Source organism: Aeoliella mucimassa (assembly GCF_007748035.1).
GTDB lineage: Bacteria > Planctomycetota > Planctomycetia > Pirellulales > Lacipirellulaceae > Aeoliella > Aeoliella mucimassa.
In genome coordinates this window covers 3794757-3815203 of sequence record NZ_CP036278.1, presented here as the reverse complement: position 1 = coordinate 3815203, position 20447 = coordinate 3794757, and the positions used below count along the sequence as shown (strand labels likewise).

15 protein-coding genes are annotated in these 20447 nt (G+C 56.3%); 11 read left to right on the top strand and 4 right to left on the bottom strand.

Features of this window, described 5'->3' with window-relative positions:
* The first annotated feature begins 99 nt into the window (after window positions 1-99).
* The 4 genes from Pan181_RS15005 (at window position 100) to Pan181_RS14990 (ending at window position 6514) form a co-directional block, all read left to right on the top strand.
* The gene (locus Pan181_RS15005; RefSeq protein WP_145247737.1) at window positions 100-978 is read left to right on the top strand and encodes an aldo/keto reductase; all 879 of its coding nucleotides are present in this window, start codon (window positions 100-102) and stop codon (window positions 976-978) included.
* On the top strand, window positions 911-2332 hold the full coding sequence (locus tag Pan181_RS15000) for a multidrug effflux MFS transporter (RefSeq protein WP_197528377.1): 1422 nt from the start codon (window positions 911-913) through the stop codon (window positions 2330-2332). The genes Pan181_RS15005 and Pan181_RS15000 overlap by 68 nt, the downstream gene beginning before the upstream one ends.
* A gap of 220 nt (window positions 2333-2552) precedes the next feature.
* On the top strand, window positions 2553-2945 hold the full coding sequence (locus Pan181_RS14995) for a response regulator (protein ID WP_197528376.1): 393 nt from the start codon (window positions 2553-2555) through the stop codon (window positions 2943-2945).
* 383 nt (window positions 2946-3328) lie between these two features.
* Entirely contained in the window at window positions 3329-6514 is a 3186-nt protein-coding gene (locus Pan181_RS14990; RefSeq protein ID WP_197528375.1) for a BNR-4 repeat-containing protein, read from the top strand.
* Here the strand turns inward: Pan181_RS14990 and Pan181_RS14985 are convergent.
* Complete coding sequence (locus Pan181_RS14985; protein ID WP_145244898.1) at window positions 6477-7418, bottom strand: IS5 family transposase; 942 nt, start codon at window positions 7416-7418, stop codon at window positions 6477-6479. The two genes, Pan181_RS14990 and Pan181_RS14985, sit on opposite strands and share 38 nt — an antisense overlap.
* Before the next feature lie 59 nt (window positions 7419-7477).
* Here Pan181_RS14985 and Pan181_RS14980 point away from each other — a divergent pair, with 59 nt between their 5' ends.
* From Pan181_RS14980 to Pan181_RS14955, 6 genes are all read left to right on the top strand, one after another.
* The gene (locus Pan181_RS14980) at window positions 7478-8725 is read left to right on the top strand and encodes a hypothetical protein (RefSeq protein WP_145247730.1); all 1248 of its coding nucleotides are present in this window, start codon (window positions 7478-7480) and stop codon (window positions 8723-8725) included.
* A 413-nt stretch (window positions 8726-9138) separates the two neighbouring features.
* Window positions 9139-9603 (top strand): helix-turn-helix domain-containing protein, encoded by a 465-nt coding sequence (locus Pan181_RS14975; protein WP_145244956.1) that lies wholly within the window; start codon window positions 9139-9141, stop codon window positions 9601-9603.
* The gene (locus Pan181_RS14970; protein ID WP_145244957.1) at window positions 9591-10238 is read left to right on the top strand and encodes an IS630 family transposase; all 648 of its coding nucleotides are present in this window, start codon (window positions 9591-9593) and stop codon (window positions 10236-10238) included. The genes Pan181_RS14975 and Pan181_RS14970 overlap by 13 nt, the downstream gene beginning before the upstream one ends.
* Window positions 10239-10548: 310 nt before the next feature.
* Window positions 10549-11799, top strand: coding sequence for a lactonase family protein (locus Pan181_RS14965; protein WP_231943601.1), 1251 nt, complete (start codon window positions 10549-10551; stop codon window positions 11797-11799).
* A gap of 99 nt (window positions 11800-11898) precedes the next feature.
* A complete protein-coding gene (locus Pan181_RS14960; protein ID WP_145247729.1) occupies window positions 11899-13779 on the top strand; it encodes a sulfatase-like hydrolase/transferase in 1881 nt (626 codons plus the stop codon).
* Between the two features lie 118 nt (window positions 13780-13897).
* Window positions 13898-14647, top strand: a complete 750-nt coding sequence (locus Pan181_RS14955) for a glycoside hydrolase family 16 protein (RefSeq protein WP_197528374.1) — start codon at window positions 13898-13900, stop codon at window positions 14645-14647.
* Between the two features lie 10 nt (window positions 14648-14657).
* Here Pan181_RS14955 and rfbD read toward each other — a convergent pair whose 3' ends face one another.
* The 3 genes from rfbD to rfbB are packed head-to-tail and all read right to left on the bottom strand — an operon-like array spanning window position 14658 to window position 18084.
* A complete protein-coding gene (rfbD, locus tag Pan181_RS14950; RefSeq protein ID WP_145247725.1) occupies window positions 14658-15545 on the bottom strand; it encodes a dTDP-4-dehydrorhamnose reductase in 888 nt (295 codons plus the stop codon).
* Between the two features lie 3 nt (window positions 15546-15548).
* A complete protein-coding gene (gene rfbA / locus Pan181_RS14945; RefSeq protein ID WP_145247723.1) occupies window positions 15549-16433 on the bottom strand; it encodes a glucose-1-phosphate thymidylyltransferase RfbA in 885 nt (294 codons plus the stop codon).
* A 58-nt stretch (window positions 16434-16491) separates the two neighbouring features.
* On the bottom strand, window positions 16492-18084 hold the full coding sequence (gene rfbB / locus Pan181_RS14940) for a dTDP-glucose 4,6-dehydratase (protein WP_197528373.1): 1593 nt from the start codon (window positions 18082-18084) through the stop codon (window positions 16492-16494).
* A gap of 655 nt (window positions 18085-18739) precedes the next feature.
* Between rfbB and Pan181_RS14935 the strand changes: the two genes are divergently transcribed.
* The gene (locus Pan181_RS14935) at window positions 18740-20428 is read left to right on the top strand and encodes a sigma-54 interaction domain-containing protein (RefSeq protein ID WP_197528372.1); all 1689 of its coding nucleotides are present in this window, start codon (window positions 18740-18742) and stop codon (window positions 20426-20428) included.
* The last annotated feature ends 19 nt before the right edge of the window (window positions 20429-20447 follow it).

The following is a 20447-nucleotide window of genomic DNA, read 5'->3' as shown; positions in this document are numbered from 1 at the left end:
CTTGCGGTGTTGCCTGATGTTTCGCAGCCCCCGAAACTTGGGGGGCGAGTGGAAAAAGCGATCTGCAGCGAGTATCGAAGCAAGAAAGGAACCATTGCCATGCAAAGTACCGAAAAGATCACACTCAACAACGGTGTTGCGATGCCCGCCTTTGGGTTGGGGGTCTATCGTAGCGGTCCCGACGAAACTGTCGAGGCAGTGAAAACAGCCATCGACCATGGCTATCGGCTGATCGACACCGCGGCTATCTACGGCAACGAGAAGGAAGTCGGCGAGGGGGTGCGTGGTAGCACGGTTCCGCGGAATGGGGTGTTCGTGACCACCAAGCTGTGGATCAAAGACTTTGGTTACGACCAGGCACTGCGAGCCTTCGATACGAGTCAAGAGAAACTTGGCCTCGGTTACGTCGACCTTTACTTGCTTCACTGGCCGGTGCCAAAGAGCTTTGAAGCGACGATTGCTTCCTATAAGGCGGCCGAGCGGTTGCTCGACGAAGGTCGCGTGAAGGCCATCGGTGTCTGCAATTTCAATCCGCAGCATCTGGACGACTTGATTGCCGAAACCGAGGTGGTTCCCGCGGTGAATCAAATTGAACTCCACCCGTTCTTCACTCAGCAAGCCGTGGTCGAAGCCAACCAGCGACTTGGCATCGTCACTCAGGCGTGGTCGCCGATCGGCGGGGTGAATCGTTACTGGAGCGACAATCCCGATCCGGCCAAGGATCCGCTAACGCACCCCGTGATTGTCGAACTGGCAGAGAGGTACAACAAAACGCCTGCTCAGGTCATTCTGCGCTGGCAGCTCGACCACGGTTACTCGGCGATTCCCAAGTCGGCCAATCCGGGGCGAATCAAAGAGAACTTCGCGATCTTCGACTTCGCTCTGACGGAAGATGAAATCGCGGCGATCGATGCGCTTCACACCAACCAACGCGGTGGCCCCGATCCCGATGAGTTTGGCGAAGTCGCCGGCGAATAGTCGCCAACGAGTCGATTCGCCTAGCAATAGTAAAACCAAGTTACCATGGAGTAAGCAAATTTCTAACGCCGATGCATCCGCCTGTGCTAGTGAGTGTCCGCTCGATCGTTCGTATTCCGGAGCCGCCGAGGCTGCCTATCCGGCTGCGGATGTCGAGCATTACGTGCCGAGCAGTATTTGGTTGCTCGGCATTCTAAGCACGCTCATGGGGTTCGCGTCGATTTCGACCGACCTTTACTTGCCAGCGCTGCCGACGATCGCCCGCGAACTGCACACCAGCGCCGGGACGATGGAGCTTACCATTTCGACCTACTTGATTGGCTTCAGCCTTGGTCAATTGCTGTGGGGGCCAATCGGCGATCGGTTCGGTCGGCGGGGGCCGGTTGCGCTTGGGCTGGGGCTGTTCATTCTCGGATCGATGGGCTGCGCGCTCTCCACCGCTGCCTGGCAGATGATTGCTTGCCGCATCGTACAGGCTTCCGGCGCGTGCGCCGGCGTGGTGATCGGTCGCGCGATGGTTCGCGATCTCTACGAACACACCCGCGCCGCGCAGATGCTCTCGACATTGATGACCGTCATGGCGATCGCTCCCCTCCTGGGACCGGTGCTGGGGAGCGAAATCCTGCGTCATGGTTCCTGGCAGGCGATCTTCTGGACCCTGGTCGGCATTGGTACCGCCACGCTGATCGCGGTGTACACCATTCCCGAGACGCTGCCGACGCATCGCCGGCAGCCGCATCGGATTCACCGCGCGATGGCGGGATACGTGCACCTGCTTCGCGAGCCACGACTGCTGAGTCACGCGGGGGTAAGCGCGTTTTATTACGCAGGGATGTTTGCCTACATCGCGGGCACGCCGTTCGCGTACATGGAGTACTACCACATTTCGGCCCAAGCCTACGGGTGGTTGTTCTCGGCCGGTGTCGTAGGGATCATGATCGCCAACATGGTGAACGCCCGGTTGGTGCCGACCCTCGGCATCGCTCGATTGATGGCCATCGGTGCTGTCGGAGGAGCGGTGGCTTCGGTGGTGCTGGTCGCCAACGCGGTGACCGGTTTTGGTGGACTTTGGGGACTCGTGGTTCCGCTGCTGCTGTTCGTAGCCATGGTTGGGCTCATCGTGGCGAACTCCATCTCGGGCGCGATGGCCGACTTCCCCGAGCGCGCTGGCTCGGTGTCGGCTCTGGTGGGAGCCATGCAGTACGGCTCGGGCATCTTCGGCTCGGCGCTCGTGGGAATTCTTGCCGATGGCACCCCGCGGCCCATGAGCTACATCATCGGCATCTCCGCGATCGGCAGTCTGCTGTGCGCCGGCTACGTGCTGTACGCCGCGCGACTGCCGGCGAGCGAATAGGCTACCGACGGGCCATATTTGGCAGGCGTCGAATCTTTCAACGCTGCTGTCGGCCGGATCAACACCACCAGGGGGGCGGAATTTCCCTTAGGAAAGGCTAAAAGCACTGGTTTTTGAGCGTGGGAGCCCGCTTGGCAGATTTCACCGCAAGCGGCCCCCGATTTGCATTGTTGGTAGGCATCCACCGGACCATTCCGCCCGCTTACCAATGCCCCGACTCATGTCTCGACTGCTCATCGTAGACGACGATCATGCCATCTGCTGGTGCCTCAGCCGGCTCGCAGCGCGGATGGGGCACCAGACGCAAACCGCCTCGTCGGCCGAGCAGGCATTGCAATTCGTCTCGCGAACCCGCCCCGACCTGGTGCTGCTCGATCTTTGCTTGCCAGGCATGAATGGCAACCAAGCCCTTGGACTGCTACGACTGCAGGTTCCTCAGTGTCCGATTATCTTGATGTCGGCTTATTTCGAACGCGGGGCGACCCTGAGAGAGCAACCCCACGACAACGTCGGCCAGCTCGCCAAGCCCTTTACCCTCGACCAAGCCCGCCAGGCAATCACCCGCGGACTAGCCTGGGGATCCGCCCGGGCAAAGGCGACCTCCAGGTCCTGATGACGCCCTCTTTTAAGGTTCAGCATTGCCCTGGCAACCATCGCGAAGAGAGGTTACAATCAGGGTCGAATAGAGTGGTAAAAAACCACTAGTGTTCATGCCTTGTGTGAGTGCTGCCTTGAAAGTGTTGACTCCCATGTAGCGGTGGTTACACTCAGGTTGGTGTCGTCGACGAATCCTGGTGGTATCTCTGCCGGTCGACGATGAATCGGAGTATGGGGGGCGGGCGCTTGTGTATCCGTAAGTGTGGTCTGCGTGTCGATGCTGCGCGTATTGATAGTTGCTGGGGTTGTATTGCTGCTTCAGCTGGTGAGAGTCGCCCGCTTTTTCGTTTGAGGAAATCGGCCGCCATCGTTAGTGGTTGGATAGTTGCCTTTTCGCTGATGCTGTCGACTGCTTCGGCCCAAATCAGTGCGACTCCGGCCAATGGGTTCCAGGGTATCTGGTACGAAGTGACCTCTGGCGGCGGGTCCGCTCCTAATAAATACGGTGGTGGTCTCGGCACCTATCCTCAGCAGAACGCACCCATGGCGGTGTATTCGGAAGCTGCACAGAAAACATTTTTTGGGATTTCGCTCGATATCGATCCTAGTTCGACACACCGCATTGGGCATGCGATTTCTTATTACGACCACGTGACCGGTATGGTCGCCCGGCCTCAGATTTGGGTCGACACAGCGACTTCCGACGCTCACGACTCGCCAGTGTTATCGATCGACGACGAAGGGTACTTGTATTTGTTTAGCTCCACTCACGGCGAAGCACGTCGTTCCTACATCCATCGGAGCAGTGAGCAATATTCGATCGATAGCATTGATGAATTGCTCGACTACTCTGCTGAAGACATGGCTGTATTTGGCAGCACAGCCGGCGAGCCGCGGTTTAGCTATGCAGGCGGCTGGTATCTGCCGAATGCTCCAGGTGATGAGAAGTTCCTGTTGCTCCACACTCGCTATATCGATGGAGACCGCGACCTTTTTTATTCAACGTCGCCTGACGCTGATACCTGGACCACACGGCAGACGTTCTCCGAGATAGAAGCGGGGCAATACCAAACGAGTTGGGTGAAAGACGACGGACGAACGGTCGGCACCATCTTTAATATTCATCCCGAGATCGGCAATGGTTCCGACTATCGGACCGACCTCTACTATGCTGAAACAGGCGATCTTGGTGCCACCTGGCAAAATGCTGCTGGGCTCCAATTGAGCACGCCTTTTACGGAACGTTCAGCCGATGCTTTGGTGTACGACTCCGTCGGCGATGAGCGGGTGTACTTGAAGGACATTAATTACGATTCGGAAGGCAACCCAGTTATCCTGTTCGTCACATCGCCAACACACATTCCAGGCACGGAAACCAGAACTGTAAAAACCGCCTACTACGATGATGGATGGGTGATTCGCGATGTGATGACCACCGATCACAACTACGATCACGGTTCACTTTATGTCGAAGGCGACACCTGGCGGATTATCGCTCCCTTTATCGATGGGCCCCAACAGTACGGCACCGGCGGGCAGATTGGCATGTGGACCAGCGATAATCAAGGAGAGTCGTGGGTACTCGAACATCAGCTCACCAACAACGATTTATTCAACCAAGGTTACGTACAGCGTCCGCTGAACGCCCAAGCAGATTTTTACGGGCTGTGGGCCGATGGCGATGCGTGGGAACCCTCGCCAAGCAATTTTTACTTTACCACCCAAGCTGGTGATGTGTATCGATTGCCTTACGATATGACGACCGAATTTGCCCTGCCCGAGTTGATGTCGTATGGCACTCCTCCCATCTTGGCAACGGGAGCTTTGAACTTGTTGTACGATGGTATCACCATTCCCTGGCAAATCGAAAACGAACTGGTCGTAGCGGATGTTGCTGATGGCTCGCTAGAAGTACGCCTGGCAGCGACGGTGTCGAGTGCGAGCGGTGTGATTGCTGCGGATACGGGAACCACCGGCTCGGTGCGGATCTGCGATGATTCCTCCGCCTGGAACGTAAGTGGCGATCTAACGGTCGGCGATCTGGGCAATGGATCGCTTGTTGTCGAATCAGGTGGGTTATTAACCAGCAGTAGTGCGTATTTAGGGCGACAAAATGGTGCTTCGGGGTTGGTGCAAGTCGCTAGCGCACAATGGCAATCCACCGGTTCGGTCTACGTCGGCGGCAGTGACGTGGCGGGCAGTGTCGATGGTGCGAGCACACTTCGAGTCGAAGAGGATGGTCTGGTGCAAATCGCTGGTACTTTGCAAGTCTGGCAGACCGGTGCTGTCGAGCTCCACGGTGGTACTCTGCGCGTTGGAGCATTGGCAATCGATTCGACCGTCTCAGGCGACTGGCATTCTCACTTCAATTGGACTAATGGAATCTTGGAAGTGACAGAAAGCTCGCTAGTGGTGGATGCTGCGTCTACAAGTATGAACTCACAGCTCACTTTGGGTAGCGGAATGCAGCTGCATCTTGCCAATGACAACGCACTTGTCATCGGCGATCAAAATCAAGGCTCGGTCGTGGTCGACTCGGGCGGCCAAATCATTAGTGGTAGTGCCTATCTCGGTCGCCAAACGGGTGGTTCTGGAACCGTGCTAGTGACCGGCTCCGGCTCGCAATGGCAATCCAATGGTTCCGTTTACGTGGGCGGCAGCGATCTGGCGGGCAGCCTTGGCGGAGCGAGCACGTTACTCGTCGAACAGGATGGCTTGGTGCAAATTGCCGGTAATTTGCAAGTGTGGCAATCCGGCGCTGTCGGTCTTCATGGCGGCACTCTTCGAGTAGGCGGATTTGCCATCGAAACTTTGGGCGGTTCGAATCCTTCGTTCGATTGGACCAGTGGCACCCTCGAAGTAACCGATAGCTCGCTGGTAATCGACTCGGTCTCGTCAAGTCTAGGTTCGGAACTCACCTTAACCAGCGGAATGAAGCTTGTAGTTGTCAGCGAGCAAGACCTGATCATCGGCGATCAAGGCGAAGCATCACTGGTTGTTGAATCAGGCGGTAAAGTCACAAGCGGCACCGCCTATCTCGGTCGCCAGGCGGGGGCCTCGGCGAGCGTCCGTGTGACCGATTCTGGATCGCAATGGACTGCTGCGGGGGTGTATATTGGCGGTGATCAATCCAACTCGGGTGGATCCGGCGAACTCTTTATCGACTACGGCGGCGTGGTCGAGATCGCTGGTGCACTCCAACTCTGGAACAATGCATCCGTAGCCATCAACGGGGGGACGCTGATCTGCGAATCACTTACAGTCGAGTCGGGGGGAACCTTCGAGTTCAACTCTGGCAAGCTGGTGCTACCGGAGTCCACCAGATTTGCCGTTGGTGAAGCACTGGAGGAAGCCATGGGGGGGAGCTATCTGATCTCACCTGGGTGTGAACTACAAATCGATGGCACTGCTACACTGCAGTCCTCGTTCACCATCGCCGGCGGAACCCTGTCGGTAGGTGCCATCAGCAATTCGCAATTGCTTCGCTTCGAATCGGGCGTGTTGCACCTAACGCAGGATGACTTTGCCATCAGTAAGGCCTTGTTGACTAACTCCACTCGAACTGTGGAAGCCCGAGTTGGGTGAATTGATTGATGATTTTACAGCGCAAGCGGGCTTCCGTTTGTTGGTTTTCGAATACTCGGTTTTTGAGATGGCTCCCAAAGCTTTGTTTCACTCGGTACATGGTCGTTTCCGCCAAGCTTCTACGATGATAGCCCACTTCCTCTTTCCAACTCCTACGCCCCTTGCGTCGAATCTGACGAATTGCCTCGTCCCGGGGCAAAGGCTCCTCCGCAGAGTTGCCATGTTGTTTGATCTTGGCGTTGTGCTGCGGCGGAATCACCGGCTCAATGCCTTCGGATTCCAGCCCTTCATAAACCTTCCACTTGTCGTAACTACCGTCGCCGTGAAACTTTTTTACGGGCTGCTCCACCTGCTCCAGCATTTCGGGAACCGCATCGGCATCGTGGCAACTGTTCTCGGTCAAAATCTCCGCCACAATCTCGCGGGTGTCAGGATTCACCGACAAATGCAGCTTCCGCCATGTCCGCCGCTTCGACTTGCCATGCGTCCGCATCTTCCATTCGCCCTCGCCAAACACTTTCATGCCGGTGCTATCCACCACGATATCGATGTCGCCCCTCTTGTTAGCGATATCGAGCGAAACATTCAGCTTGCTGGCTCGCTTGGCGAGCGAAGAATAATTGGGAATCGCTGCCTCGACGCCCAACATCGCCACCAGCGAGCGGCCGAATCCCTCAGTCTGCCGATAGGGAAGTTTCAGCAGTTCGCGAATCGTCAGCAAGCACTCGATCGCCGTATCGCTGAAGACAAAAGGGCGACCGACTTTTGTCTGGTCGTTAGGATGTTCCCAGTTCTCCAACGCCTCGTCGCTAAACCAAATAGTGATGTTTCCACGCTCGATGAGCGACTTGTTATACTCCTTCCAGTTCGTGACTTTGTAGGTTCGTTTTTCTTTCGTAGCCATGTTCGATCTCCGTAAAAAAGGTACGTGGTTCCATTCCACGTTAGTTTTTACGGAGGTTTGTGACTAATTGTTCAACAAGGCCCATCAGTAACCAGAGTCCCTGGGGTCGTTATTACACGCTCGATGCTGATAAGCGGCTCGAGGTGGATGGAGCAACACTCGTCGAGTCAGGCGGTATTCTAACAGTCGATCAGAACGCTGCGCTCGTCACCAGCGCTCTACAAAACGACGGAGAGATTCAACTGCAAGGATCGCTGGCAAACATTCAGGCCGTCACGTTTACCAACAACGGAGTGATTCACGGACACGGGCGTATCGAAGGTAGCCTGAGTAACTATGGTTTTATCGAAGTGCTTGACGAAGCCGACGACCTGGTGCTGCTGGGGGACATCGTCAACCAAGCGGAGGGACTGTTTGCAGTTCGCAATTCCACGGTCCGTGCTTCTGGTGGACTGACCAACGAGGGGCAACTCTCTTTTGTGTCGGGCAATATCGATTGGCATGGTAATCTTTCGAACCATGGTACCATCGGCGTTTCACGCGATACACAGGTGTCGATCATTGGGGCACTGCATCAATTTGGTGCCTTGAATCTACTGGAAAACTCCCGAGTGCTGGTCTACAGCGATCTCGATGGTCCCGGCGGGACCGTGGGTACTGGTGCACTCGAAGTACTCGGCACCTTCTCTCCTGGAGCCAGCCCCGCGAGGGTAAACTTCGGCGGCGATCTTGTGCTAGGCGCGAAGACCGTGATCGAACTCGGCGGAACCGAACTGGGATCGTTCGACCAGTTGGTTGTCGCGGGCGATTTGTGGCTCAACGGCATCTTGCAGATCGATTTGATCGACGGATTCCTTCCTTCCGTGGGGCAGGTGTTCGAGATCGCCACGGCCGACATGATCCACGGCGACTTCCAGTTACAGATCTTACCGAATTGGGATGCGGTGTTGTCGCTGTTTGCATACTCTGACGATCATGCGTTCTCCTTGGTAGTGGTGCCCACCTTGCAGGGCGACTACAACGCTGATGGCTTCGTGAATCTCGCCGACTACACTGTATGGCGCGACAATCTTGGTAGATCGAATGCGATCCCGTTTGGTCTCGGCGATGGCAACGGCGATGGCCTGGTGAACCAGGAAGACTATCAAGTCTGGCGAAGCCACTTCGGTCAATCGGTCGATTTCAGCGTCACAACCAATCCGCAGCAGGTGCCAGAGTCCAGCTCTGCACTGCTGCTGTACTGCGGGGCGATGGTTGCAGCCGCGTTGCGAAGCAAGCGAGCAACGCTTCGCAATACCCGCTGCTAGTGTTGTGCTTACTAGCAATTAGCTGGCAAGACTCTATCGATACGAGTGTTGCTGCCTCGCAGCACCTTCTAAATGGCCAACTATTTTGCTTGCATCTCGGCGCCAATTTGCTCTAATGGTATCTGTACAAATGAACCTTAATGCCAGTGCTGAGAGAGAGTAAGTAAACGTATAACCAACCCTGGTTGTGCCCCCACCTGAGCGGGTGGGGGCAAAACGTCGTGAGCCTGTTTTGGAGTCGTCGATGCAACTCGTGTTACTCAAATAAGTTAGGAGAATGCCAAAACTGCCGAGGGAGTGAATAAAGCCCCCACGAATCGTTGTTCCGCTTTTTGGGGGTGGGGGCAAAATCGTAAGTCGTTATGTCCTAGTACGTCTTTCCTGAAATCCATTCCGCTGCTATATGCTGCGGAATGAAAAAGCACATTGTTTGCCTGGACCACCAGGCCCGTGGAGGTTTGGAGCAGCTAGCACGCTCAGGCGCCCGCGCGGCGCAAGTGGTGCGTCGCTGCCAGATATTATTGAAATCGGACTCGGGATGCACCGACGAAGAGATCGCCGAGCATGTGGGCTGCACGACGCGCAACGTCCGAGCCGTCCGAAAGCGGTTCTGCGAAGAGGGCGTCCAGCGGGCGGTGTACGATGCGCCTCGCTCGGGCCGCCCCCCAGAGTTCACCAAGCGGCAGCAGCAACAGGTAATCGCCCTGGCGTGCAGCGAGCCGCCCGAGGGACGGGCTCGCTGGACGCTGGAATTGTTGTGCGAGCACGCGGTGAAGGAAGGCTTCGTCGATTCGCTCAGCGTGACGGAGGTCTCGCTGTGGCTCAAGGAACACGACCTGAAGCCGTGGCGAAAAAAACTTGGTGCGTGCCCAAGCTGAACGACGAGTTCTGTGAGCGGATGGAGGACGTCCTCGAGCAGTACGAGAAGCCGCTCGACCCGAACGAGCCGGTCGTCTGCCTCGACGAGCAGCCCTATCAGAGGGTCGACGACGCGCGGCCGCCCGAGCCCGCGGCACCCGGCAAGATCGCGAAGCAGGACTACGAGTACCGCCGCTGCGGAACCTGCAGCGTGTTCGTGGCGGTCGAGCCGAAGGCGGGCAAGCGATTCGTTCAGGCCAAGCGTCACCGCAAGCGAGCCGACTTCGCCCGGTTCGTCCGCGACCTCTTGAAGCGCTATCCCGACGCAGAGCGGGTTCATCTGGTGATGGACAACCTCAACACGCACAACGAGAAGTCGTTGATCGAAACCTTTGGCGAGGAGGCGGCTCGGCCAATGCTGGAGCGGATTGTGTGGCATTTTACCCCCAAGCATGCCAGTTGGCTCAACATGGCCGAGATCGAAATCTCGGCCATACAGCGACAATGCCTGGGACGTCGGTTGGCTTCGCTCGACAAGGTTCAAAGCGAACTCTCCCACTGTTCACGCGACCGCAATCGGAAGAAAATCAAAATCAATTGGACCTTCCATCGAAAAGACGCCAAACGCGTCTTCCCTGAACTCTATAGGAAATGACTTCCGGGACGACGTACTAGGCAGTTAGAACAATCCGTTTAGCCCCCACTCGCGGTGGTGGGGGCAATTCTAAATCGAGCGGCTCAACGTGCCGCAATCGTTCCGCGGTGCTTCTGGCCGATTCAGGCATCCCCTCGGCGAATCAGGTAAGCTAAAGCCCTTTCGGAACCCCCATTCCGACGAATTGACGACGCCTGGTTTGAAGACGCTCGTCGAGCGTGATTTCAGTTGCGTAGCTTGCGTCAAACAACTTACGAAACCACTTACCAACCAACTTTGTCGAACGCACTCCTATAGGAATACGATAGCCTTGCGATACACCACACTCTGTTTGACTCTCTCTGTTTGTTTGATGGTGGCATCCTCTTTTGCGGGTGCGGAAGAACCGTTGTACGCGTACGTGGGCACGTTTAGCTCTCCGCTTCACGACCCGCTGCCGACTCAGGTCGACCTGCCCGAGGGCAATGGTCGCGGGATCCATATCTTCCGTGTCGATCGCTCGACTGGGGGACTTACCGCGGTGGGTGAATGCCGATTGGGCACCAGCCCCAGCCATGTGGCGATCAACTCCGCAGGCACGCGACTTTACACGGCCAACGAAACCGATCACGTCGGCGAGCAGCAGCATGGCACCGTGAGTGCGTTTGCCATCGATCGTGCGGATGGAAGTCTCACCAAAATCAACACGGTCAGCTCCGGCGGGGCAGGGCCCACCTACGTGAGCATCCACCCCAGCGGGCGGTACTTGCTGGTGGCCAACTACTTCGGGGGATCGATTGCCGTGGTGCCGATTCTGGCCAGCGGCGAGTTAGGCGAACCGACCGACGTGCAGGCCGCCACCGGAAACATTGGGCCGACGAAAGCAACGCACGCCCCTGAGGGGAGTTTTGCCATCAGCGGCCACGATCGGACGCACGCCCACATGATCGAGACCGATCCTTCGGGCCGGTTCGTGGTACATGTCGATCTCGGGCAGGATCGCATTTACGTTTGGCAGCTCGATCTCGAGTCGGGCAAGCTGTCGCCGGCCGAGCAACCGTTCGTCGCGTTGCCCCCCGGCGATGGTCCGCGGCATTTTTCCTTTCATTCCAACGGCCGCTGGTTCTATTCCATTCAGGAAGAAGGCTCCACGGTCACCTTGTTCGACTTCGACTCCAAGAGTGGTAGCCTGACCAAGCGACAGACCATCGCGTCGCTCGCGCCAGGATACGCGGGAAGCAACTTTTGCTCCGAGATTCTGGTGTCGTCCGATGGTAAGTTTCTGTATGCTGGTAACCGCTTGCACGATAGTATTAGCGTGTTTGCCATCGGCGAGCAGGGCGAACTGGAGTTTGTGAACTACCACTGGACTCGCGGCGACTATCCTCGGAGCTTCGCCTTCGAGCCGTCGGGGCAGTTCCTATACTCCTGCAACCAACGCGCCGATAACCTGGCCGTGTTTCGCGTGAACCGCGATACCGGCGAGCTAAAGTTCACCGAGCAATACGTACCGGTAGGTAATCCCTCGTGCATCGTGTTTCTCGATTTCGAAAACGTATCGCAACCCTCCACCAACGAGTAGCCAGCGTGGTGAACGGATCTCTTCAAATCAACCAAGCCAGCAGGTTGGGGTGTGCGTGTTGTCGCCGATGAGCGCGTGCAAACCTAGCGAGAGGATTCCATGCAAGTCAAACGCAATCGTGTGTTAGGTGGTCGACATTTCCTGGGTCTGATCGTGCTGGCCGGAGTGCTGGTGCCGCAAATTACAGTCGCAGCCGAGCGGCCGAACGTGCTTTGGATTACCAGCGAGGACAATTCCGATTTCTGGCTCGGTTGCTATGGCAACAAACAGGCCGAAACCCCTACGCTCGACCAGTTTGCTGCTGAAGGAGTGAAGTTCACGCGGGCGTACTCGAATGCTCCTGTTTGTGCGGTCGCGCGATCGACGCTGCTCAATGGAATGTATGCGGTATCGCTCGGCACGCAGCACATGCGAAGTCGCTATAAAACACCAGCCGACATCAAGCCGTATGTCACCTACTTGCGCGATGCGGGCTACTACTGCACCAACAGGTCAAAGACCGACTATAACCAGGCCGGCAAGGACGCTTCGTACTGGGACCAATGCAACGGCAAAGCCCATTACAAGAATCGTGCGGAAGGTCAGCCATTCTTTGCGATCGTGAATCTGACGGTCTCGCACGAAAGCTCGCTGTTCCCCGAGAATGTGAAAAACCGCCGGAAAAAAGGGCTAATTCCGGAATCGCCGCGGCTCGCACCGAGCGAGGTGACCGTGCCCGATTCGATACCCGACCTGCCAGAAGTCCGCGAGGATATTGCGATCTATCACGACATGATGACCGCGTTGGATCGCCAGGTCGGAGAGCTGCTAGAGGAGCTGGAAGACCGCGGATTGGCTGAAGACACCATCGTGTTTTATTACAGCGATCATGGGGGGACCATCCCCCGTGGTAAGCGTTACCTCACCGACTCCGGCGTGCGGGTACCACTGCTCATTCGGGTGCCAGAAAAATGGCAGCACCTGAGCACGCTCAAACCGAACGAAGAGACCGACGAACTCGTCGCGTTCGTCGACTTTGCGCCGACGCTGCTGAGTCTCTGCGGTATCGAACCGCCGGCAAACATGATGGGGCGGGCGTTCATGGGCGAGTACCAACAAGCAGCCCCCGAGGACGACATCGTCTTCCTGTACGGCGGTCGCTTCGATGGCATCCCCGGCATGCGTCGGGCGATCACCGACGGTCGCTACAAGTACATTCGCCGGTTCACGCCACACTTGCCTGCGTCGCCTTACAGTCTTTACACCTACTCGATGCCGTCGTGGGTTGCTTGGCGAACCGCTTGGCAACAAGGGCAGCTCACCGGCTACCACCAGCAGTTATGGGAACCCGATCAAGACGTCGAAGCACTCTACGATACCGAGGTTGACCCTTGGGAGGTGCACAACCTGGCCGGCGATGCCAACTTTGCGGACAAACTGCTGGCGATGCGGAATCGATTGAAGCAAAAGATGGTCGAGGTTCGCGACACCGGAGTGGTGCCGGAGTCGATGTTCGAAGATCTGGCGCAGGATGGCACCATGTTCGCGTATGTCCGCAGCGACGAATGTAGTTATCAGGAGTACATGGAACTGGCATTCGTTGCCAGCCAGCGCGATCCGGCATCGATCGGCGAACTAGTTGAAGCTTGCCAAGCAAAAGATCCCATCAAACGCTACTGGGGGGCCCTCGGTTTTGTCGTGCTGGGAAACCAAGCAAAGCCAGCCACCGATACGCTGCTGGGGCTATTGAGCGACGAATCGCCCGCGGTTCGCATCGTGGCCGCCCATGCGTTGTGCCGGTTGGATCACGCGCGGGGCAAGCAGCATCTGCTGAGCGAGTTTGAGAACTCACTTAGTCCCATGCAGGAAGTGTTGCTGCTCAACGCGGTGCAACACGTCCACCTGGAGCAGCAGATTCCCGATGCTTGGATGCAGCGTCAATTACAGAAGAACGCGAATCAGTACCTCCAGCGTACCGTTCAACAGATCACCGGCGGCTAGCAACCGCACTGGAAAGTGATGCTAAAGTGACCATGGTCAACGAATGAGATGCCATTTACGAATCGATAGAATAGAAGTGAGAAATGCGATGCAGGCGAAAATGCGATGGTGCTGCTTGATGATTGCTTTCACCACGATGACCACCATCAGTTGGGCGGCCGATCCGCAGGAGGAGCTACCGACTCCTCCCGAAGGACAGGATTGGAAACTCATCTGGAACGATGAGTTCGACGGCGACAAGCTCGACGAATCGAAGTGGGACATTCCCGAGTACAAGCGTCGCGCGGCTTGGTGGTCGGCCAAAGCGGTCGCCCTGGATGGCGAGGGGCATCTCGCCATCAAAACGCTGCGCGAGGGAGATCGCTATCTCAACGCCTGCATTCGCTCGCGGGATAAGTTCGAACATAAGTTCGGCTACTACGTCGCCCGCGTCAAACTACAAAAGGAGCCTGGGCACTGGACTGCGTTCTGGTTGTATAACGATAGCGTGAACAAGGTTGGCGACGACGGTCGCGATGGTACCGAGATCGACATCTTCGAGAAGATTACGCTCGACGATCAAGTGCATCACGCCCTGCATTGGGACGGGTACGGCGACGCCCACCAGAACGAGTTTACCGATGCCGAAGTGCCAGGCGTGATGGAGGGTTGGCACACGTTCGGGCTCTGGTGGAAAGCCGACGAATACGTGTTCTACGTCGATGGCAAACCAACCTGGACCACCACCGCCAGCGGTGTGTGCCAGGTGCCGCTCTACGTGAAGTTCAGCGACGAAATCGGTGAGTGGTCGAAGACCATCTCCACGGCGAAGCTGCCCGACGAATTTCAAATCGACTACGTCCGCGTTTACGACTTGGAAAAGAAGTAAGCAACGACGATCAACTGGCCGATTGCAAGGCCGCGTACTCACGACAACCCAAACGCCAGTCGGGTCGCTCCAGCGGCTTGCTGCTCGCCAGCACGCTGTACTGCGGGCGCTCGGCAGGAGTTGGGTATTCCGAAGTCGGAATCGGCGTCAGCTCGACGTCGAGACCCGCTGCGGAAAACAGTTCTTTGGCAAGTTGAAACCAGGTAGTCTGCCCGTCAGCGGTGGCATGAAACACACCGCGCTCGTTGCGCGCCAGCAGCTGAAAAATCATCTGCGAAAGATGCGGCACAAACGTCGGCGTGCACCATTGGTCGTCGACCACTCGCAGAGGAGTGTTGTTACGCCCGAGCGAGAGCATGGTGTCGCAGAAGTTGCGGCCGCGAATCGGACCATCCGGGTGTACCGAGTACAGCCCACAGGTGCGCACAATCAGGTGCTCGCGCCAGGTGGAAGCAGCCTGCTCGCCGGCGAGTTTGCTCTTCGCGTACACGCCTTGCGGATCGGGCGTGTCGTCCTCGAGGTAGGGAGTCTTTCGCTGTTTATCGCCGCCGAAAACATAGTCGGTGCTGATCTGAACCAGAGGGCAAGCAAGTTCTTCGCACACCTCGGCCAGGTTGGCCACCGCATCCGCGTTGACCGCGAAACAGTCCGATTCGTTTTCTTCGGCTTTGTCGACCGCCGTGTAGGCAGCCGTGTTGATCACCAAGTCGGGAGCCGCGCGAAGCAGGTGCTCGCGGGTCTCAGACGGTTCGGTCAAATCGAAGTCATCGCGATCAAACCCCAGACACTTCTCTCCTAAGGTAAGGGAGAGATCGGTTCCCAACTGGCCTTTCACGCCGGTCACGAGGATGCGTTGGTATGGAAGCGAGTCGATAGGAGAATCGGAAGGATTGGTCACGGCCTAGGCCTCGCTCTGGGAAAGTAGACGACGGAGATACTCGCCATAGGTGCTCTTCATGTCGGCAACTTGAGTAGCAAGCTGTTCGCGCGAGATGAAGCCTTGCCGCCAGGCAATTTCTTCCAAGCAAGCGATCTTGAGGCCTTGCCGCCGCTCGATCACGGCCACGAACTCGGCCGCGTCCAACAACGAGTCGGGCGTGCCGGTGTCGAGCCAGGCAAAGCCACGGCTGAAAGGTTGAACCGTTAGCTCGCCTTGATGCAAGTAGGTGAGGTTGAGGTCGGTGATTTCCAGCTCGCCGCGAGCCGATGGCTTTTGGTTGGCTGCGTATTCGCACACGCGGCTGTCGTAAAAGTACAAGCCCGGCACAGCGAAGTTCGACTTGGGAGTCTTGGGCTTCTCCTCGATCGACAACGCCTTGCCTTGGTCATCGAATTCCACCACACCATAACGTTCAGGATCGAGCACTTGATACGCAAACACGGTCGCGCCCGACTCTTGAGCATTGGCGTTACGCAGGAGTTGCTGAAAACCTTGGCCGTAAAAGATGTTGTCGCCCAGCACGAGTGCGGCCGGCGAGCCATCGAGGAAGTCCCGCCCAATGGTAAACGCCTGAGCCAAACCACCTGGCTCGGGTTGCACCGCGTACTCGACACGGATGCCAAACTGCTCGCCGGTGCCGAGCAGTTTTTCGAAGTGCGGAGTGTCGTGCGGAGTCGAGATGATGAGCACCTCTTTGATGCCAGCCAGCATCAGCACCGAGAGAGGGTAGTAGATCATCGGCTTGTCGTACACCGGCATCAGCTGCTTGCTGACCGCGAGTGTCATCGGGTGCAGGCGCGTACCCGCGCCGCCGGCCAGGATTATGCCTTTACGTTCAGAGCTCATCGAAAGCTGCCTTTTTTGGGGGGGGGCGAAACCGTGGAAGGTATCGAGAGCCTGTGAGCTAGCTGTTAGACTTCGGTTGGCCAAGCTGGTAGGGAGAATCTTCTTGATTCTCATGGCGGATTTCGTCGACTGGCTCGGTTTTGCCAGGCCCGGCGTACAAGCGGTTCGGCCCGTTGAACACCCAGCCCGGTTCGTCGCTGATGTTCTGGTAAGCGTGCACCACACCCGCTGGCACGATCACCGCGGTGGGGTTCGACGCACCATACACTTCGACCGAGCGATTGCCGTACGTGGGGGAGTGGGGACGGGAGTCCCACAGCCAGAGCTCGAAATCGCCAGGGCCAATAAAGGCAAAGTAGTCAGCCTGATCGACGTGCTCGTGAGGCCCCCGCGCCACGCCAGGTTCGGTCTGACTGACGTACGCCATGATCGGCGCATTGTCAGTTGGCAATTCGTCGTTGCGGAACAATTCGATCAGCCAACCGCGATGGTCGGAGAAAGTCTTCAACGATTTCGGCTCGATACCTTCGATGGGACCGTCGACGTATTTTTCGGCCGGCGTGGTCCAAGGGACATGAACCACTGGTCCGTCCTGCTTGGTCCGCAGACCGATACGCTCGCGCCCCTCGCCGCTGGTGACTTCTTCGATCCAAGTGGAGTTGGCCAAGTACCATTCGACGGTTTGGCGAATACCCTCTTCGAACGTGACCGAAGGGGTCCAGCCAAGTTCGTTGGAGATCTTCGAGGCATCGATCGCATAACGTCGATCGTGGCCCGGGCGGTCTTTTACAAACTCGATAAGCGACTCGCATGGCGAGTGCGCAAGGCCTTCGCAAAGCTCGTCGACAACACCGCAGATGGTTTTGACAACGTCGATGTTGGCTTTCTCGGCATTGCCGCCGATGTTGTAGACCTCGCCCGGTTGGCCTTTCTCGCCCAGAAGTTGCAAGGCCTTGCAGTGGTCGGTCACAAACAACCAGTCACGCACGTTCATGCCGTCGCCGTAGATCGGCAGCGGCTTGCCTTCCACGGCGTTAAGCACAATCACGGGAATCAGTTTTTCAGGAAACTGATAAGGCCCGTAATTGTTGGAGCAGTTACTAATGATCGTCGGCAGTCCGTAAGTGTGGTGGTAGGCTCGCACCAGATGGTCGGATGCTGCCTTGGATGCCGAATAGGGAGAGTTCGGTTGGTACTGAGTTTGTTCGGTAAACAGCCCAGTTGGGCCGAGCGAGCCATACACCTCATCAGTCGACACATGCAGGAAACGGAAAGCCGATTTGGCTTCGGGCTCGAGCGATTCCCAAAAATTCAGGCACTGCTTCAGCAGAACACCGGTTTTCAGCACATTCGTTTTAATGAACTCATCCGGAGCATCAATCGAGCGATCGACGTGCGATTCGGCGGCAAAATTGTACACGCGAGTGGGCGTGTATTTTTCCAGCAAATCAGCTACCAGACCAGCATCGCCAATACACCCACGTATGAAGTGCAAACGCTCTGGATAGTCACTCAAAGGGAGGGAACCTAGGTTTCCGGCGTAAGTCAATTTGTCAAGGACGACAACTTGGAAATCCGTGGATTCTAGGACCAGGCGGACAAAATTGGAGCCGATGAAACCGGCACCCCCAGTAACAATAATTGTTTGCATGTTGGGCAAGTGGATCTGTGTGATAGACTTGTAAAGTTGCAGCACGCGAAAAGCCAGCTGTAACCTGCGGACCACAAATAATGAACGCCTTATCGAATCATAACTGCACAAAGGGTAGTCCGCCAAACTGCCCGCAAACTTCTCTATTTATTATCACTTTGAGATAATTTACAGTTTTTCTATCAGTTTTTGTTGCCAAGGTTTCCCTGACGATTATACTGCGTCTTATTGTTAGTGAATTTTCGAATACACATCAATAATAACGGATTGATAATTCTCTCGGTGATATAAGCCCCTTGGAGGGGACGGAACAGATGATCATTGGGGGATGGAAGCAGGCTTACCATAAGTCAGGCGATTGACATCACACACCAGAGGGGGTGAAAGAGTCATGCATCCTAGCATACGTGGCTTGGAATCTCACGCTCTGGGCATTTTGCCATCGAGTTGATTGCGGGAGTATTGTTTGAGAGTGATGTAACAGTTGTCATTTTCGATCCTGAGTTTCCTTCTGTGTTGTACAGCGAAAGATTCGCACCTACCTGTTGGGTTCCCAACCCGACATACAACACACCTGTGAATATTTCTTAGGGGCCCAGCTCATATTGTATGCGGCTATTATTGCCGTATGTTATGCGAGCAGGAAGAAGAGTTCATGTCTACTATTGAAAAAACTGCTGAGAATCCGCGCCCAAATTGTGTCCATGAGCGTCCTCCAAGAGTGCTTTTGGCTGTCGATAATCAATCGGCGGCTGGGTCGCTTAAGGCGTTGCTGCACGAAGTGCATGGTGAGTGCGTAAGCATTCCTAAGATTAATGGGGATGCTGAGGCTGTTGGTCGGGAGTTAGGTCACTACGACGCGGTGATACTCTCTTTAACCGACGCCCATTCGAATAGTCTGATCTCCGATTGGAAGCAACGAGTCCCCGTGGCGGGGTGGTTGAATTCCACGGATAACAATGTTTCCGATGTGGTAAAGGCGTTGAAGGCGGGTGCCTTCGACGTGTATCACGGCGATTTCAGCTCCAAAGATATGGAGAGTTTGCTTTCGGAAGTGAGTACATTCCGAAAGACGAATAGTCGCTCCCTGGTTCACGAAGGTGAGTCGACCGTTCGGATTGATCGTGGTCTCAATTCTTCGCCGATCAATGGCAAGAATGGCAATAGCGAGAATGGGCATGCAAAGCCAAACTCTCCCTATATGTCAGGGCGTCGCCGAGGCAGTTCGTTCGACGGGCCATCTCAGATAGATAGCTCGCAAGAAATGATAGATCTGCGGTCGTTCTTAAGAGGAACAAGCCCAGCCATGCAGGCAGTACGCCGGCAGGTGGCTGAGGTTGCCAGCACGAATGCCACGGTAATGATCTGGGGCGAGAGCGGAACCGGCAAAGAACTTGTTGCTCAAGCGATTCACCGATTGAGCCCACGCAATGATTCGCCTTTTATTCCAGTGAATATGTCGGCCATCCCCGAAGGCCTGGCTGAGAGCCTGTTGTTTGGCCATTTGAAAGGCTCGTTTACGCACGCTACGCAAAATCAGTTGGGTTGGTGTCAGGCTGCTGATAAGGGAACTTTGTTCCTCGACGAAATTGGCGAGATGGAACTGACCCTCCAGCCCAAGTTGTTGCGTTTCTTGCAGGAAGGCAAGCTGCGCAAAGTTGGCTCACAACAAGAAGAAGCGGTGAACGTTCGCATCATTGGTGCAACCAACCGAGATCCTGTATCGATCGTCAATGAAGGGCGACTGCGGCAAGATTTGTTCTTCCGTTTAAATGTCGTCCCAATTCACTTGCCTCCGCTGCGAGAGCGTCCGGAAGATATTGCCGAACTTGCTGAATTGTTTTTGAAGCGTGCTGTTGAGAACCATAACCGTACCGTGGGTGGTTTTTCGCAGGACGCCTTGGATGTACTCGAAGCCTTCGATTGGCCAGGCAACGTTCGCCAGTTGGAAAATGCGATTGAACGGATCGCCATTTTCGCCAAAGGCGAAATCGTCGAGCCAATGGATATTCCGGCAGAGTTCCACTCTCCCAGCTTCCGTGCTAGTGTGCACTCGCCACTTGGTCTCAGCGCGACGAGTCCGATGCGGAATTACCACTCGCAAGCGACGAACGGCGGGCAGCCATTGCCGATTGCCAGTGAACGAGAGACTTCGATCGCGTTAGCGGAGTTAACACCGATTCAACGACGCGAACGAGCCGCGATCATCGAAGCACTTCAACATACTGACGGGCACGTCGTCGACGCGTCGCAGTTACTTGGTCTTGGGCAGGCGACCGTGTATCGCAAGATCAAGTTGTATGGTATCCCTCATGTTCGCAAACGCCGTAAATCACCAAGGTGATCTGCGGTTGAGCGAATAC

Excerpts from the sequence above, each read along its gene's own strand:
- Pan181_RS14960 (WP_145247729.1), top strand. The coding sequence starts at position 11,899 with ATGCAAGTCAAACGCAATCGTGTGTTAGGTGGTCGACATTTCCTGGGT.
- Pan181_RS14975 (WP_145244956.1), top strand. The coding sequence starts at position 9,139 with ATGAAAAAGCACATTGTTTGCCTGGACCACCAGGCCCGTGGAGGTTTG.
- Pan181_RS14995 (WP_197528376.1), top strand. The coding sequence starts at position 2,553 with ATGTCTCGACTGCTCATCGTAGACGACGATCATGCCATCTGCTGGTGC.
- Pan181_RS14985 (WP_145244898.1), bottom strand. The coding sequence starts at position 7,418 with ATGGCTACGAAAGAAAAACGAACCTACAAAGTCACGAACTGGAAGGAG.
- Pan181_RS15005 (WP_145247737.1), top strand. The coding sequence starts at position 100 with ATGCAAAGTACCGAAAAGATCACACTCAACAACGGTGTTGCGATGCCC.
- Pan181_RS15000 (WP_197528377.1), top strand. The coding sequence starts at position 911 with ATGCGCTTCACACCAACCAACGCGGTGGCCCCGATCCCGATGAGTTTG.
- Pan181_RS14935 (WP_197528372.1), top strand. The coding sequence starts at position 18,740 with ATGTCTACTATTGAAAAAACTGCTGAGAATCCGCGCCCAAATTGTGTC.
- Pan181_RS14990 (WP_197528375.1), top strand. The coding sequence starts at position 3,329 with ATGCTGTCGACTGCTTCGGCCCAAATCAGTGCGACTCCGGCCAATGGG.
- rfbA (WP_145247723.1), bottom strand. The coding sequence starts at position 16,433 with ATGAGCTCTGAACGTAAAGGCATAATCCTGGCCGGCGGCGCGGGTACG.
- Pan181_RS14955 (WP_197528374.1), top strand. The coding sequence starts at position 13,898 with ATGATTGCTTTCACCACGATGACCACCATCAGTTGGGCGGCCGATCCG.
- rfbB (WP_197528373.1), bottom strand. The coding sequence starts at position 18,084 with ATGCAAACAATTATTGTTACTGGGGGTGCCGGTTTCATCGGCTCCAAT.